Source organism: Arthrobacter sp. NPDC097144, assembly GCF_044762205.1.
Classification (GTDB): Bacteria; Actinomycetota; Actinomycetes; order Actinomycetales; family Micrococcaceae; genus Arthrobacter_B.
This window is the reverse complement of the sequence record NZ_JBIWDW010000003.1, coordinates 298001-312599: the sequence shown is the minus strand read 5'-3', so window position 1 is coordinate 312599 and position 14599 is coordinate 298001. Positions and strand designations below refer to the sequence as shown.

At 66.7% G+C, this 14599-nt stretch carries 14 protein-coding genes; 6 read left to right on the top strand and 8 right to left on the bottom strand.

Going from position 1 to position 14599, the window contains the following annotated elements; all coding sequences use genetic code 11:
• Nucleotides 1-6: 6 nt before the first annotated feature.
• The 6 genes from ACIQXM_RS08465 to ACIQXM_RS08440 all read right to left on the bottom strand — a co-directional run bounded on the left by ACIQXM_RS08465 (nt 7) and on the right by ACIQXM_RS08440 (nt 4876).
• Nucleotides 7-924: a DNA-3-methyladenine glycosylase family protein gene (locus ACIQXM_RS08465; RefSeq protein WP_400930381.1), complete on the bottom strand. Its 918-nt coding sequence runs from the start codon at nt 922-924 to the stop codon at nt 7-9.
• Entirely contained in the window at nt 921-1610 is a 690-nt protein-coding gene (locus ACIQXM_RS08460; protein WP_400930379.1) for an alpha-ketoglutarate-dependent dioxygenase AlkB family protein, read from the bottom strand. Before ACIQXM_RS08460 ends, ACIQXM_RS08465 begins: the two co-directional genes overlap by 4 nt.
• Nucleotides 1607-2257, bottom strand: a complete 651-nt coding sequence (locus ACIQXM_RS08455; protein ID WP_400930377.1) for a methylated-DNA--[protein]-cysteine S-methyltransferase — start codon at nt 2255-2257, stop codon at nt 1607-1609. Before ACIQXM_RS08455 ends, ACIQXM_RS08460 begins: the two co-directional genes overlap by 4 nt.
• Entirely contained in the window at nt 2254-2763 is a 510-nt protein-coding gene (locus ACIQXM_RS08450; RefSeq protein WP_400930375.1) for an RNA polymerase sigma factor, read from the bottom strand. Before ACIQXM_RS08450 ends, ACIQXM_RS08455 begins: the two co-directional genes overlap by 4 nt.
• Nucleotides 2764-2830: 67 nt before the next feature.
• On the bottom strand, nt 2831-3355 hold the full coding sequence (locus ACIQXM_RS08445) for a methylated-DNA--[protein]-cysteine S-methyltransferase (protein WP_400930374.1): 525 nt from the start codon (nt 3353-3355) through the stop codon (nt 2831-2833).
• Nucleotides 3356-3373: 18 nt separating this feature from the next.
• The gene (locus tag ACIQXM_RS08440; RefSeq protein ID WP_400930372.1) at nt 3374-4876 is read right to left on the bottom strand and encodes a SulP family inorganic anion transporter; all 1503 of its coding nucleotides are present in this window, start codon (nt 4874-4876) and stop codon (nt 3374-3376) included.
• A 276-nt stretch (nt 4877-5152) separates the two neighbouring features.
• Here ACIQXM_RS08440 and ACIQXM_RS08435 point away from each other — a divergent pair, with 276 nt between their 5' ends.
• Entirely contained in the window at nt 5153-6706 is a 1554-nt protein-coding gene (locus ACIQXM_RS08435; RefSeq protein ID WP_400930370.1) for a long-chain fatty acid--CoA ligase, read from the top strand.
• A 40-nt stretch (nt 6707-6746) separates the two neighbouring features.
• Here ACIQXM_RS08435 and ACIQXM_RS08430 read toward each other — a convergent pair whose 3' ends face one another.
• Nucleotides 6747-7748: an EamA family transporter gene (locus ACIQXM_RS08430; protein WP_400930368.1), complete on the bottom strand. Its 1002-nt coding sequence runs from the start codon at nt 7746-7748 to the stop codon at nt 6747-6749.
• Nucleotides 7749-7856: 108 nt separating this feature from the next.
• On the opposite strand from ACIQXM_RS08430, the gene ACIQXM_RS08425 reads away from it, so the two are divergent.
• The 5 genes from ACIQXM_RS08425 to ACIQXM_RS08405 all read left to right on the top strand — a co-directional run bounded on the left by ACIQXM_RS08425 (nt 7857) and on the right by ACIQXM_RS08405 (nt 13520).
• Nucleotides 7857-8417 (top strand): CGNR zinc finger domain-containing protein, encoded by a 561-nt coding sequence (locus tag ACIQXM_RS08425; RefSeq protein WP_400930366.1) that lies wholly within the window; start codon nt 7857-7859, stop codon nt 8415-8417.
• Between the two features lie 188 nt (nt 8418-8605).
• Nucleotides 8606-11251, top strand: coding sequence for an LPXTG cell wall anchor domain-containing protein (locus tag ACIQXM_RS08420; protein WP_400930364.1), 2646 nt, complete (start codon nt 8606-8608; stop codon nt 11249-11251).
• Nucleotides 11252-11343: 92 nt separating this feature from the next.
• A complete protein-coding gene (locus tag ACIQXM_RS08415; protein WP_400930362.1) occupies nt 11344-12027 on the top strand; it encodes a hypothetical protein in 684 nt (227 codons plus the stop codon).
• 90 nt (nt 12028-12117) lie between these two features.
• Complete coding sequence (locus tag ACIQXM_RS08410; protein ID WP_400930360.1) at nt 12118-12558, top strand: hypothetical protein; 441 nt, start codon at nt 12118-12120, stop codon at nt 12556-12558.
• A 179-nt stretch (nt 12559-12737) separates the two neighbouring features.
• Complete coding sequence (locus tag ACIQXM_RS08405) at nt 12738-13520, top strand: sigma-70 family RNA polymerase sigma factor (RefSeq protein ID WP_400930358.1); 783 nt, start codon at nt 12738-12740, stop codon at nt 13518-13520.
• Here ACIQXM_RS08405 and ACIQXM_RS08400 read toward each other — a convergent pair.
• Complete coding sequence (locus ACIQXM_RS08400) at nt 13517-14464, bottom strand: glycosyltransferase family 9 protein (RefSeq protein WP_400930356.1); 948 nt, start codon at nt 14462-14464, stop codon at nt 13517-13519. The two genes, ACIQXM_RS08405 and ACIQXM_RS08400, sit on opposite strands and share 4 nt — an antisense overlap.
• Between the last annotated feature and the right edge of the window lie 135 nt (nt 14465-14599).

The following is a 14599-nucleotide window of genomic DNA, read 5'->3' as shown; positions in this document are numbered from 1 at the left end:
CCGCGGCTACCGTCCGGATCCGTAGGCTGCGGCCGTCCACAGGTGAAACAGTGCGTAGGCGCGCCAGGGCCGCCAGGGTTCGGACAGGGCGGCCGCAGCACGTCCGGTTGCAACCCCCAGCGCCCGCTTGAGCACGAGGTCATCCGCCGGATAGGCGTCCCGGTCGCCGAAAACCCGGACCGCCAGATAATCAGCCGTCCACGGGCCGATTCCGGGAAGGGCCAGCAGGGCCGCCCGGGTGGCAGCCGGGTCGGATCCGGCACCGAGCACCAACCCCGAGGCAGATGCTTTCGCCAGCGCAGCCACGGTGCGCGCCCGTGCATGCGTGAGTCCCACGGCGGCCTGGAGATCTTCCGCCGGCACGGCGGCCAGCTGCACGGGTGAGGGAAAGACTCGAAGTCCGTCCCGTTCCGGGCCGCTGAAGGCTGCTGCGAGCCGGGAGCCGAAGGTACGCGCTGCGGCCAGGGAAACCTGTTGGCCCAGCACCGTGTGGACGGCGGTTTCGAAGCCGTTGACGGACCCCGGCACGCGCAGTCCCGGCACTGCCGCCACCAGCGGTGCCAGCAGCTCAAAGCCGGAGAGGAATCCGTCGATGACGGCGGGGTCCGCATCCAGGTCCAGCCAGCGCCGCACCAGGGCCAGCACCGCCGACTCCTCCTGCGCCTGCGCCTCGGCCGGAGTTTCCGGGGCCAGGGAAAGCTCCACTTCCACGGCACCCGGCGCCCCAAAACGGACGCGGACCAAGGCCGGTCCGGACGGTGCGGGCACCAGGCGCTCAACCTCCGCTCCGCCGTCGCCGTTGTATTCCGCCCGCTCCAGGCCGGGCACCGCGTGGGCGGCAAGCGCCCGGAACAACGGTTGCCAGGCGAACGGTTCAGCGTAGGCCAGGCTGTGCCGAAGGGTCCTGACCGGCTGGGGGATCATGGGGTCATTCCGGTCATGCGCAGGGTGATGTTGATTCGCCCCTGCGTCAGCCCCGAGTCGGGATCGGCTGTGCCCGGCAGGGTCTTGGGCACGCCGTGGTAGGCGAAGCGCGAGGGCCCGCCAAAGACAAACAGGTCTCCGGAGCTGAGCTCAACATCGGTGTAGGGCTTGGTCCGCGTTGAAGTATTCCCGAAGCGGAATATGCAGGTGTCGCCGATACTGAGGGACACCACGGGGGCACTGGACTTCTCCTCCTTGTCCTGGTGCATGCCCATGTGGGCGCCGTGGGCGTAGTAATTGATCAGGGCGGTGTCCGGGGTGTAGTCCTCGGGCTTCCAGAGCTCCGGCGCGTATCCGGGTTCGCCCGGGCGTCCGTAGGCCTCGGCCAGGGCGCGCCGTCCAAGGGAGATCAGCCACTGGGGCAGCTCGGCCACCCGGCCGCCGCCGGCGTCGTCGGCCGTGCGGGTGTATTTGTAGGGCTGCCAGTGCCAGCCCAGGCACACGGTCTGCACGGACATGGGGTGCCCTCCGGGCAGCACTGCGGCGCGCATGGGCACGGGTCCGATGGCCCACTGCCGGCAGGCCTGGACAATCTCGCGCTGCGCTGCGGTATCCAGCCAGCCGGGAACATGGACGGCGCCGGGGGCCAGCTCTGCCCGGTCTGGCGGGAACAGTGCCCCGCTCATGCCGCGGCCTCCAGATTCAGCAGCAGCCGTTTGGCTGCGGGCCCGCCGCGGTAGCCGCCCGTGCTCCCGTCTGACCGAACGACGCGGTGACAGGGCACCACCACCGGCAGCGGGTTCAGGGCACAGGCGGTGCCGACGGCGCGGACCGCACCGGGGCTGCCGGCCAGCGCGGCGAGGGCGGCGTAGGTAGCCGTGGATCCGTAGCCGATGCCGGACAGATGCTCGACGACGGAACGGCGGAAACCGGCTGCCAGCCGCAGGTCCAGGGGCAGGTCGAAGCTGCGGCGGGCGCCGGCGAAGTACTCTCCGATCTGCTCGGCAGCAGCCTGCAGCCGCTCCGGCGCACGCAGGATCCGGGGGCTGATCCGCTGTGCCAGCAGGGCCAGGACGGCGTCGTGGTCCTCACAGGCGAAGGACACCCGCACCAATCCGGCGTCGGTTGCCGCCAGGAGCAGTTCCCCCACGGGGGTGTCAATGACCGTATAGGCCACGTCCAGCACACCGGTTTCCTCGGCGGCGGTGACCAGCCTTCCGTGCAGCCGTTCCAGGACGGCGGCATCGGCGGCGTCTCCGCCGGCCTGCAGGAGCAGCTCCGGCGGCAGGACGTTCAGTGTTGGTTTCAGCTGCAGTTTCTCCGACGGTGTCATCGTGATTCCTCCAAGTTCAGGCTGCGCAGTTTCTTCATGCCGTCCGCTGCGGACCGGCGGCAGGCCGCCTCGGTGCCGCCCAGCACCACGGCGACTTCCGCATAGGACAGCCCGGCCAGGTGGTGATAGGCAAGGGCCTCCCGCTGCCTGCGCGGCAGGGTCTTCAGCGCAGCCCAGAGCGGATCGTGATCATTGGCCTCGCCGGGGCCCGGGTATCCGGTGCGGTCAGGCCGGCGGAGCCCGCGGCTGTCCGCGGGCGGCGGCAGATCGGAAACCGGGACCGGCCGCCGGGCGGCGGCACGGTGCAGGTCAATGGCCTTGTGCTTGGCGATCGTCACCAGCCAGGCCTGGATATTGGCACCCGGAGCCAGATCCGGATAGGCACGCAGCGCGGCCAGGAACGTCTCGGACCAGGCGTCCTCGGCATCGTGCGGGCCCAGCACGGCGCGGCAGACCCGCAGTACGGCCGGACCGTGCTCGGTGACAATGGCTTCGAACGGTTTCACTTCCACACCCGGTAGACGATCCCGGAGCAGCTTTTGTGAGCCCGCTCCGGCTGACGATCCCATGCTCTCAGAAGAGTGCGTCCTGGATCCGCCGCGGATCCTCCAGCCCCAGCAGGTGGCGCTTGCGCGGCAGTCCGCCCGCATAGCCGGTGAGGGCGCCGGCCGCTCCCACCACGCGGTGACACGGAATGATGATGGAGACGGGGTTCCGGGCATTCGCTGCGCCCACGGCCTGGGCCAGGTTCTTGTCCCCGAGCTGCTGGGCCAGGTCCCCGTAGGTGCGGGTTTCCCCGTAGGGGATTTCCAGCAGCAGCGTCCAGACGCGCTGCCGGAACGGGTTGCCCGCCGGAGCCAGCGGCAGGGTGAAGTCCCGGCGCTCCCCCGCGAAGTATTCTCCGAGCTGGTCCCGGGTCCGGGCCAGGACGAGGGCGCCGGCACCGGCGGCGTCGTTGTCCGAAACCAGCGGGCCGAGGGTTTCAGGTGCCGGGCCGCGTTTGTGGTTTTCCATGTACACCGCGGTGAGGGCGCCGCCGTCGGCCACCAGGGTCAGGGGTCCGATGGGTGAGGCGATCACGGAGTGGACGGCAGTCATGAGCCGAGCGTAGCGGCTTTATCCGCCCAGTTTGCCGCTGAGCCGGGAACGGATGGCATCGGAGGAATCATTCAGGCCGGTGATCCGGACCGTTTTGCCGCGGCTGCGGTACTTTTCGGTGATGGCATCCAGCGCGGCCACCGTAGAGGCATCCCAGACGTGGGAGGCGCTGAGGTCAATCAGCACATCGTCCGGATCCAGGGCGTAGTCGAACTGGGTGTAGAGGTCATTGGAGGAGGCGAAGAACAACTCACCCTGCACCGCATAGGTGACCGCTCCGCCGTCGCCGGCCAGGGTGCGGCGCACGGTCACAAAGTGCGCCACCCGGCGGGCAAAAAGCACCATGGCGGTAAGCACGCCGGCTCCGACGCCGATCGCCAGGTTGTGCGTGAACACCGTGGCGAGGACGGTGATGAGCATGACGGCGGTCTCGGACTTCGGCATGCGCTTCAGGGTGGAGGGTCGGATGCTGTGCCAGTCGAACGCGGCCCAGGCCACGAAGATCATGACGGACACGAGCGCCGCCATGGGAATCAGCGCCACCACATCTCCCAGGACCACCACCAGGACGAGGAGGAAAACCCCGGCCAGGAAGGTGGAAATCCGGGTGCGGGCACCGGAGGCCTTCACGTTCATCATGGTCTGCCCCACCACGGCGCAGCCGCCCATGCCGCCGAAGAATCCGGTGACGATATTCGCGATGCCCTGCCCTGCCGCCTCGCGGGGCTTGGAGGAGCGGGTATCGGTGATGTCATCCACGAGTTTGGCGGTGAGCAGAGACTCCAGCAGGCCCACAAAGGCCATGGCGAGGGCGTACGGAGCGATGATCCGCAGTGTGTCCAGGGTCAGCGGAATGTCCGGGAAGAGCAGGGCCGGCAGACTGTCGGGCAGCTCACCCTTGTCTCCGACGGTGGGCAGGTCCCAGCCGGCGACGACGGCGGCCACCGTCAGGACAGCAATCGCCGCCAGCGGCGCGGGCACCGCCGTCGTCAGCCGGGGCAGGCCGAACACGATAACCAGCCCGACGGCGACAATCGGATAGACCAGCCAGGGCACGCCGATGAGTTCGGGCAGCTGGGAGGAAAACACCAGGATGGCCAGGGCATTTACGAAGCCCACCATCACCGAACGGGGAATGAAGCGCATCAGCTTGGCCACACCGGCCAGCGCGAGCAGGATCTGGATGACGCCGGCCAGGATCACGGTGGGCACCAGATAGTGGACGCCGTAGTTGGCCACCACCGGTGCTATCACCAGGGCTACGGCGCCGGTGGCGGCGGAAATCATGGCGGGGCGCCCGCCCACAAAAGCGATGGTGACCGCCATGGTGAAGGAAGCGAAAAGTCCCATCCGCGGATCCACGCCGGCGATGACCGAGAAGGCAATGGCCTCGGGGATCAGGGCAAGTGCCACCACAAGCCCGGCCAGCACCTCCGTTTTGAGCAGCCGCGGAGATTTCAGGGTGGCCAGCACCGACTGCCGGGCGGCAGGCGTGCGGGCGGGCGCCGCTGAAGAGGGCATGGGGTTCCTTTGAAGGCTGAGGAGATCGGTTGTAATTGGGGTTGCGGCGGCGGGACTGCACACCGCGCCCAGGACCAGATTACCGCCGGATTGATGCGGTCCCCGCGGGGGCCGGCGCCGCTCGGCAAGAAAAACGCCGTTTGCCCCTCCATCTGCGCCCCGGTGGCCCTAGACTGCTCCATACCGGGCGGTATGGAATGGGGAGTACCGGCTCCGCGGCCCCTCCGGGGATCCGCAACCGCTTGGAAGCTGAACGCCAGATCAAAGGAGATCTTCATGCAAAACCTCGCCGGCATTCTCACCGACACCGCGGCCCGGGTCCCGGACCGCCCGGTCCTGCTGCTCGATGAAACCACCGTCTCTTACGCAGCCCTGGACGCCATGAGCGCCAAGGTGGCGGGCGTCCTCGCCGCGCGCGGCATCGAGGCCGGTGACCGCGTGGCCCTGATCATGCCCAACATTCCGCAGATGGCCTTTGTCTACTACGGCGTGCTGCGGTACGGAGCCGTGGTGGTTCCCCTGAACCCGCTGCTCAAAGCCCGCGAAGTGGCCTATCACCTGCAGGATTCCGGTGCCCGGCTGGTCTTCGCCTGGGAAGGCATCCTTGCCGAAGCTCTCGAGGGGGCGGAGCAGGCCGGCGGAGTTGAGGTTATCCCGGTGAATGCGGGGGCGTTCCTGCAGCTGCTGGCCGAGGCTGATCCGGTTTCCGAAGTGCATGAGGTGGACGGGGAGGACACCGCCGTCATCCTCTACACCTCCGGCACCACAGGGCGGCCCAAGGGGGCCGCCCTGACCCACAACAACCTGGTCACGAACGCCGAGATTTCCCGCAATCTGCTGCACACGGTGGAATCGGACGTGATTTTCGGCGGGCTGCCGTTTTTCCATGTGTTCGGGCAGACGTCTGCACTGAACTCCGCGGTCATGGCCGGTGCCTCGATCAGCCTGCTCCCCCGGTTTGACGCAGGGAAGGCCCTGGAAATCATTGAGCGTGACGGCGTGACCATCTTTGAGGGCGTTCCCACCATGTACGTGGGCATGCTGCGCCATCCCCGCCTGGCCGACACCGACGTCTCCTCGCTGCGCGGAGCCATCACCGGCGGGTCGGCCATGCCGCTGGAGGTCCTGCACGAATTTGAGCGTGTTTTCGGCACCCAGCTGCTGGAGGGGTACGGCCTGTCCGAAACCTCACCCGTGGTTTCCTTCAACCTGCCGGGACCGGACCGCATGGCCGGATCCATCGGCAAGGCGGTGGAAGGCATGCACGTGCGCGTGGTGGATCCCGACGGCGGCGACCTTCCCGTGGGTGAGGTTGGCGAGCTCGCCGTGCAGGGCACCGGTGTCATGAAGGAGTACTGGAACAATCCGGAAGCTACGCAGGCGGCCATTCCCGACGGCTGGTTCCGCACCGGGGATCTGGGCCGGCTCGACGAAGCCGGAAACATCTACATCGTGGACCGCAAGAAGGATGTCATTCTGCGCGGCGGCTACAACGTGTATCCCCGGGAGGTGGAGGAAGTTCTGTACGGGCATCCCGCCGTGGCCGAGGCCGCAGTGATCGGCATTCCCGATGAACTGCACGGCGAGGAAATTGTGGCCGTGGTGGGCTTGAAGGAGGATGTCCGCGTGGCCGACGACGTGGCCCGCGACGCGCTGCTGGCGGACATCCGCAGTTTCGCGAAGGACCGGCTGGCAGCCTACAAGTATCCGCGGCGGGTGGTGCTGACCGATGCCCTGCCCAAGGGGCCCACCGGAAAGATCCTCAAGCGGGAAATCCGGGTGGATACCCAGGCTGACCAGGGCGAGCCTCAGGTCGAACCGCAGGCTTAGCGGACGGGCCCGCCGCGGCAGACGTTGCGGCGGGCCCGTGTCATGCGTAGGGGTCGGGCTCCCCAAGGGCCTCGCCGGGCAGGCCGGCCGCCCGGTCCGAGCGCACCAGCACCACCCCCAGGACAATGAGTGCCCCGCCGATGAGCTGTACCGTGGCGGGAAGTTCCGCCAGGAACAGCCAGGCCCACAGGACGGCGAAAAGCACCTCAGTCAGGGAGACAAAAGACGCGACCCGCGAACCGAGGCGGCGCGCCGCCACAATACCGGTGACGTAGGCCAGCACGGTTGAGAGCAGGACCAGCCCGGCGAGCGGCACCCACCACGGCGTCACCCGGCCGGCCAGCACCACGGGAACGGCGCTGAATCCCGTGGGGAGAATCCCGGCGGCCCCGAGCAGCACCATGGTGGCCGCTCCTACGATCATTCCGCCGGTGGCGAGCACCAGTGGCGGCAGCGAGTCGTTCTGCTTGGCCGTAATGAAGAAGTAGATTGCCAGGCATATGGCCGCCGCGAGACCCCACAGGACGCCCACCGGATCGATGCTCACGGCTCCCCCAAGATCCAGGACGAGTACCAGGCCTGCGATGGCGGCCAGGGCGCCTCCGATGGTCTTCAGGCCCGGCCGACGGCGGGTGGCCGCCCACATCCACAGCACCATCAGTACCGGTGCAAGGAATTCCAGCAGCAGTGCCACCCCTACGGACAACCGTTCCACTGCGTTGAAGTAGAAAAACTGGCACCCGGCAACTCCAATGAATCCAAAGGCCAGGATGGTCTTCCAGTTCCCCCTGACCTGGTACCAGCGCCCGTGCAGCACCACCAGGGCGGGAACGAGCAGCACCAGCGCCGCTCCGCCCATCCGGACAGCCACGGCACTGGTGGACGTCCAGCCCGTTTCCAGCAACGACTTGGCGAAGGAACCGGAGAGTCCGAACACTGCCGACGACAGCAGGGCTACCGCAATACCGGCGCTGCCACCCGGATTGCCGGGGAGGCCCGCGGTGCCGGGCCCGACGGTCCGCTGATGATTTACACGCTTCATGGCCCCTCTAAGAACGAAGTATTGGACGTCCCGCGGGACCGGTCAGGACCATTCTGCCTCTTAGCCCCTTACACTGGGAAGACCTCTTCAAAGATGTCAGGATTCACAATGGTTTTAGGACATGACACCGCAGATTCCCTGGGAACTGCGGCGGCGCTCATCAACACCGGCATGGCCGGACCCGACCAACTCCTCACCGTGGAGGACCTGGATGCCTTCCTGGCCCGGGAGCGCTTCAGCGGTTCCCGCACCCGCACGGCAGCTGAACTGCGGGCCGTCCGCCACCTGCGCACCGTGCTGCACCGGCTCTGGACGGCCGGTGCAGAAGAACTGGCCGCGGGCGTCAATCAGCTGCTGCGGAACTCCCGCGCCCTCCCGCAGGTGGTCCGGCATGATGAGTGGGGCTGGCACCTGCACTGCACCTCCCCGGCTGCACCATTGGAAGAACGGATGGCCACCGAGGCCGCCATGGCCCTGGCAGACATCCTGCGCGGCGGCGAAATAAACAGGCTGGGGACCTGCTCCGCTCCGGACTGCTCCGCCGTGATCCTGGACCTGACCCGGAACCGTTCCAAGCGATACTGCGACACCGGGAACTGCGGCAACCGGGAACATGTCCGGTCCTACCGCAGCCGCCGGGCGTCGGCTGGGTCTGCGCACACCACGTAGTTCCACAGACCAGGTAGTAAGGGGTCTTGTTACTTTGAACACGTGTAGTTACACTGACCCTGAGCTGCGCCCGTCACCACGGCGGACAGCTATTCCACTCAGTCTCGACCCCGCGAAGTGCCGCCACAGGGCTACTCCTGTGCCCGTCGCGGGGTGCAGTCTGTGACAGCACAAAATGGGGGTTTCAATTGCAGGACAACTCAACCGCGTTTTATAAACGCGTCGGCGCTCTGGGCGCCGCAACAGCATTGGCAGTGGGCGGAACATTCTTCGCTTCTCCGGCCATCGCCGCACCGGCAGCAGAGCCGGACACAACATCCGCACCGGTCACGGCGACCGCTGAGGCGCCGGTCGACGCAACCGCCGCTGACGGAACAATTTCCGGCGACGTTGCCCTCACTGAAGCTGCTCCCGCCGAGGAGGCAGGAACCCTGCCCCCCGGCCTGGCTGAAGCGCTTCTCCGCGACCTCGGCATGACCGTTGAAGAATTCGAAGCGGCGGGTGAACTGGGCAAGAAGGCTGCAGAGGCGCTTCCCGAGCTCCAGGCGACCGAAGGCTTCGCCGGCATCGCCCTCGAAGACGGCAAGATCATCATCACCGGTTCCGGAGAGGCGATTGAGGCTCTGGCCCTCAAGCTGGATGCACTCCTCGTGGCTCCCGCCACAACAGAAGCCGACGTTGAACCTGAAGTTAAAGCCCCGGCTCCCACCGAGACGGCAACCGATGCGCCGAGTGCCGAGGCACCCGCAGCCTCCGAAGAACCCAAAGCCACCGAGGAACCGGCCGCAGGGGAAGAGACCGCATCTCCCCTCAGCCTCACGGGAGATTACCGCGCCAACATCGAGAAGATCCGCGCCGACTACATCGCCAATGTCGGTGTTGCGGGCCTGCAGTCCATCATGTGGAACGGTGCAGGCTACGTCATCAGCGTGGACAAGCAGGCCGCACCCGGCGGCTCCGTCCTTTCGAAAAGCCCCGGTGCAGCAGCCGAATCTTCGGTTGATGCGATCGCCCAAAAATACGCCAACGTCACTGTTGCCCAGTCCTCGGGAACAGCCACGCCTGTCGAGGACGTCGTCAACGGCCAGGGCTATGCCAGTCCCGTTGCCGACGGCGCCGCCCTGTGCTCCATCGGCTTCAACGGTTACAACAGCACAGGTGAGGCTGCTGTCATTACCGCCGGCCACTGTGCCCATGACGGCGAAGTCACCGAAGCGCTCCTGACCGATCCGACCGGCGATCCGGCCAGCGGAACCGACAATCCGTCCCTTCTGGCTGAACTCGGCACCTGGGGTTTCTCCCAGTTCGGCGGCGTCAACAACTCGCCGGTCGATCTCCAGACGGGCGCCAACGTTGGTACGGATGTTGCCGTTATCAACAGCATCGACAACAACCTGAACCTGTTGCCCGAGGTGACTCAGTGGGAAGACGCCAAGGATCTTACTGCGGCTACCACCAAGATCACCGGAACCGCGGATGCTGTTGTCGGTGCCCCGGTCTGCAAGTCCGGCCGCACCACCGGCTGGAGCTGCGGCGAGGTCACCGGAGTTGGTGACTTCTTCGTTGGCGGCCATAAGGGCACCGAGGAAGATATCCGCGGAGTCTTTGGTTTTGAGTCAACTCTGACCACCAACGCAAAGCCCGGCGACTCCGGCGGATCCACCATCTCGGGATCCAATGCGATGGGCATCAACAGTGCCGTAGGTGACCGCGAGGGCGTGGAGCGCATGTTGTCTGCCTCGCTTTCCGACGGTCTCACCCACCTCGGCGGCTACACCGTTGCAATGTTCGTTGAGGCCCCGGCGCTGACCTCCCACGAAAACAAGGGCACCGTCCTCACGGACCAGCGCATCAGCGGTACTGCCCCCGCGGGCAGCACGGTCAAGCTCACCCAGGGCGGCAAGACGGCTGACCTGGCAGTTGAAAACGGCGTCTGGAGCTTCACTGCTCCGTCCACCGTTCCCGCCGAAAAGCTGGAATTCAAGGTCCAGGCAGTCAACGGCTTCAACAAGTCCAAGACCTCCTCCTATGAGCTGACTGTCCAGGAAGCACCGCTGGCCGCCCCGGTCATCACCAATCCCGCTGCGGGCGCGCAGATCGTTGATTCACTCACCACCATCACGGGTACCGGCATTGCCAAGGCCAAGGTCACCGTGGACGTCACCGGTGTGGCTGCCGCTGAAAAGCCGGAGTCAAAAGAGGCAACTGCCGCCATCGAAGGAACGGCCACCGCCACCGTTGACGCGGACGGCAGCTGGACAGTGAAGCTGGACAAGGCACTGTCCTACGGTGATTACACCGTGACCGCTACTCAGGACGGTATTGAAGGAAAGCGGGAATCACCTGCGGCGGCTTCCGAGTTCGCCGTCATCCTGGCCGCACCGGCCATCACCTCCGTGACTGAGGGCCAGAAGTTTGATGAAGGTTCCAACCCTCGGGACATCTCGGGCACCGGCACCGCGGGTGCCAAGGTCTCCGTCTCCATCGGAGATACCACCCTCACCGCCCAGGTTGCCGACAACGGCAGCTGGGCCGTCAACGGTTTCCCCGCCCTCAAGGCGGGTGACTTCACGGTGAACGCAGTCCAGACGCTGAACGGCGCCGAGTCGGCAGCAACTGCCGTGTCCTTCACTGTGAACGCCGTCGTCGAGGTTGCACCGCAGGGCCCGCAGCCCACACCGGCGCCCGCTCCGGCACCGGGCAACAACAGCGGCGGCCTGCCCCACACCGGTGCGGCAGGCATGGGCTTCTTCACCGGAGCAGGCGCACTGCTCATGGCCGGCGGCATCAGCGCCCTGCTGATCAACCGTCGCCGCCAGGCACAGGACGCCTAATCCCTTGCTGACGTGAGAAAACCAAAGCGGGTCCCGGCCTTGTGCCGGGGCCCGCTTTGGTATTACGTGCCTATCAAACCCAGGAGGCCCTGATGCTTATACCGAGGAAGACCCGCAGCGCCGCTGCCGCACCGGTAGCCGCCGTTGCCGCCTTTGCCCTGATGACTCTTGGCGGCTGCGGCCAGGATGCGCAGGGACCCGGCGCTTCCGACTCATCACAGTCCACCGCAGAGTCCTCGGCGAACAACGGGATGTCCAACATCCCCAGTGCCCCGCCGGCCTCCAGTGTCACGGACAGCCCCGGCGGCACGGTCGGCGCAGTTCCGGCGCTGCCCAGTGATCCCGAGACAGCTATGGATGAAGTCATGACTCAACTGCTGCAGCTTCACGCCCAACTCAAAATGGATCTTGGCTCGGCCTATTCCGATGCCTGGATCGAGGAAGGTCAGCTTCACGTGGCCGTGACCACCCCGGAGGCCGAGGCGGCAGTGCGCGAAGCCGGGGCCGTCCCTTACCTGACGGATTTCACCGCACAGCAACTGCAGGAAGCTGCGAATGCCTTCCGGGCCTGGCTCGGTTCGGATGCGGCTCCACCGGTCCAGGTCCAATGGCTGGGCACCAGCGGACGCACCGCCAGCATCACGGTCCGCGTTCCGGCAGAGCAGGTCCAGCCCCTGACCGATGCCGTGGCCGAACAGCAGCCGGCCGGGGCAGTGAAGGTCATTGTGGAGGAGTCCAGCGGGCCGGCAACCCCCCTGGGGACAAACGGGTCTTAATCCGGTAAAGGCCGGTCACGGCCCGGGTCTGTCTCCCTAGACTGGAAGGCGTCAAGCAACGGCACCACGGCCTTCCCCTAGGACCCGTCCATGGATCAGAAGCTGCACCACCTGCTGCATTCCCTCCCCTCCCGGACCGCCTGGATCATCATGGGCAGCTGCGCCGCATTCTGGTTCGTCTGCTTCACCGGAGTCCTGACTCCGCCGGTGTCCGCCCCGCCGAACGTGGCGCTGTTCTGGTTCTACGCCATGCTGATGCTGGCCCTGGCTTCCGCGATGGCAGCGATAGGTGCCGCGGCGGTTCTCCTCGTGCGGCAGCAGCAGATCCCGGCCCCTGCGGGCGCGCCGCCGGCACCCGCAGAGTCTGTCGACGCCGGGCAGGACCAAGACGCCGGGCAGGACCAGCTGGCACGCCTCGGCCGGATGCTGGATGATCCGGACGGCCTTCTGGCACCGGAGAGCACCGAACGGCCGGTTCCACCGCGGAAGACTCCGAAAACTCCGAAACAGAATCCGCGCAAGCGGCGCTGACGGCTAAGGGGAGAACGCGTCCGTAGAACCGGAAACGCACCTATACCTTCTTCTCAGCCGAGAGGTAAAGCCCTTTTTGCAGAGTCCGGAACAAATCCCTTGATAACTAAGGGTGCTTCTGGTTTCCTGAGGGAGCGGTCCAGCAGAGGGCCTCGTCGGAAACTGCGAAGAGTTGCCCCATGACGTCTCCCGAGTCCGCTTCCCTCTCCCATTTCACCCGCGCCAGGCATGCCCGCGGGGATCTGCAGCAGGCGCTGCACAATGAACTGGTGCTCAAACACCGCGAGCTTGCGGACAGTGTGGCCGGTTCCTACGCCGGCCATGGCCGGGACCGCGGAGATCTGCGGCAGGTGGCCTACATTGGGCTCATTAAGGCCGTTAAACGTTTTGACCCCGCTGTGGGCTGTCATTTCCCGGCCTTTGCCGTTCCGACGATCCACGGGGAGATCAAGCGTTATCTGCGGGACCAGTCCTGGATGGTGCGGCCGCCGCGGGAGGTGCAGGACCTGCGCACCAGCATTGCCAAGGTTTACCCTCTGCTCACCCAGCACCTGGTTCGTGAACCCTCCCTGGCGGAGCTGGCGCTGGAACTGGGTTGTGATGAGAAGACTGTGTCGGAGGCGCTGAACTGCCAGAGCAGCCTGCAGCCGGATTCCCTTGATGCCCCCTTTGAAGGCGGATATGTGGCGGATGTCTATGGACACATCGACACCCGGTTGGAGCGCGCGGAGAACCTGGCGATGCTGGCCCTGGCCATCCGGAAACTGACGGATCGGGACAAGGACCTGCTGTTTCGCCGCTACTTCCATGAGGAGCCCCAGCAGGTGATTGCCGACCGGCTGGGCATGACGCAGATGCAGGTCTCGCGCCGTCTTGCCCGGATACTGGTGACCCTCCAGCAGGAAATCCTTGGCCCGCCGGAGTCCTCCGCTCCGCTCTCCGCCGAGGCAGCCAGCGCCTAGAGCAGTTCCAGCTTCGCGGCGGCGGTCAGCACGTCCTGGACCGAGACCGCCAACAGCGCAGGGTCCGGCTCCACGGCAAAGGTGTCCCCCACCCGCTGCGACTCGTCAGTCAGGGCAATGTGCGGTCCCTTGGGCGGGCCCCACTCGGCGACCGGTGCCGGGCCGAAAATCACCACGGAAGGCCGTGAGTACGCTGAGGCCAAATGTGCGGCACCGGTATCGGCGGAGATGACCAGCGCAGCGCCGGCCACGGCGGCCGCAAATGCGTCCAGCCCCAGCTTCCCCGCTGCTACGGTACCCTCCGGCAGCCCGGCTCTTTCAGCCACGGCAAGTGCCCGGGGCCGTTCGCCGGTGCTGCCGGTGAACACCACCTCATGCCCGGCGCGGTGCAGTTCCGCGGCCACGGCGGCAAAACGCTCCACGGGCCAGAGCCGGCTTCCGTAGGCCGCCCCCACATGGATGACGACGGCGCCCGGGGCGGGACTGGCGGTCCGCGGCGGCAGCAGGAGGTAGTCCAGCGGATCCGCCGGGATGCCGTGCCAGTCCATGAGCTCGGACCACCGCTCACGTTCATGGATCCCGTGGCGCCAGGCCGGTCCGGGCAGCCCGGGACCCGAGTGTCCAAGCAGGACGCGCGGCGCCAGTGCCTGCAGCCGGCCCGTGCTCTCCGGACCGCTGCCGTGCAGGTTCACTGCCACGTCAATCCGGCCGGGTACCAGGGGTATGGGGACATCGAGCCCGTGCAGCGGCAGGAGATCGTCAACGCTGCCCACCAGGCCCACCACCGGACGCAGCCATTCCTGTGCCGCGTAGCTGATGCGGTGCTCCGGAAAGGCACGCCGCAGTGCACGCAAAGCCGGCACGGCCACCAACAGATCCCCCAGTTTCAAGGCCCTCAGCACCAGCAGCTCCGGCTGGTCCTTCCCCGCGCTGCTGCTGCCCATGCCCGCCCCTTCATCCGCTCCGCGTCCGCGGGTGCGGAGCGGATGAAGCACATCCTGCCAGAATTCCCGCCTCCGGCTAAGCACCGGAAGGAACCGAAGAAGATCTGGCAGCAAACCTGTTTAGAAGCGGTGCGG

Excerpts from the sequence above, each read along its gene's own strand:
- ACIQXM_RS08465 (WP_400930381.1), bottom strand. The coding sequence starts at position 924 with ATGATCCCCCAGCCGGTCAGGACCCTTCGGCACAGCCTGGCCTACGCT.
- ACIQXM_RS08460 (WP_400930379.1), bottom strand. The coding sequence starts at position 1,610 with ATGAGCGGGGCACTGTTCCCGCCAGACCGGGCAGAGCTGGCCCCCGGC.
- ACIQXM_RS08455 (WP_400930377.1), bottom strand. The coding sequence starts at position 2,257 with ATGACACCGTCGGAGAAACTGCAGCTGAAACCAACACTGAACGTCCTG.
- ACIQXM_RS08445 (WP_400930374.1), bottom strand. The coding sequence starts at position 3,355 with ATGACTGCCGTCCACTCCGTGATCGCCTCACCCATCGGACCCCTGACC.
- ACIQXM_RS08440 (WP_400930372.1), bottom strand. The coding sequence starts at position 4,876 with ATGCCCTCTTCAGCGGCGCCCGCCCGCACGCCTGCCGCCCGGCAGTCG.
- ACIQXM_RS08435 (WP_400930370.1), top strand. The coding sequence starts at position 5,153 with ATGCAAAACCTCGCCGGCATTCTCACCGACACCGCGGCCCGGGTCCCG.
- ACIQXM_RS08430 (WP_400930368.1), bottom strand. The coding sequence starts at position 7,748 with ATGAAGCGTGTAAATCATCAGCGGACCGTCGGGCCCGGCACCGCGGGC.
- ACIQXM_RS08425 (WP_400930366.1), top strand. The coding sequence starts at position 7,857 with ATGGTTTTAGGACATGACACCGCAGATTCCCTGGGAACTGCGGCGGCG.
- ACIQXM_RS08415 (WP_400930362.1), top strand. The coding sequence starts at position 11,344 with ATGCTTATACCGAGGAAGACCCGCAGCGCCGCTGCCGCACCGGTAGCC.
- ACIQXM_RS08410 (WP_400930360.1), top strand. The coding sequence starts at position 12,118 with ATGGATCAGAAGCTGCACCACCTGCTGCATTCCCTCCCCTCCCGGACC.
- ACIQXM_RS08405 (WP_400930358.1), top strand. The coding sequence starts at position 12,738 with ATGACGTCTCCCGAGTCCGCTTCCCTCTCCCATTTCACCCGCGCCAGG.
- ACIQXM_RS08400 (WP_400930356.1), bottom strand. The coding sequence starts at position 14,464 with ATGGGCAGCAGCAGCGCGGGGAAGGACCAGCCGGAGCTGCTGGTGCTG.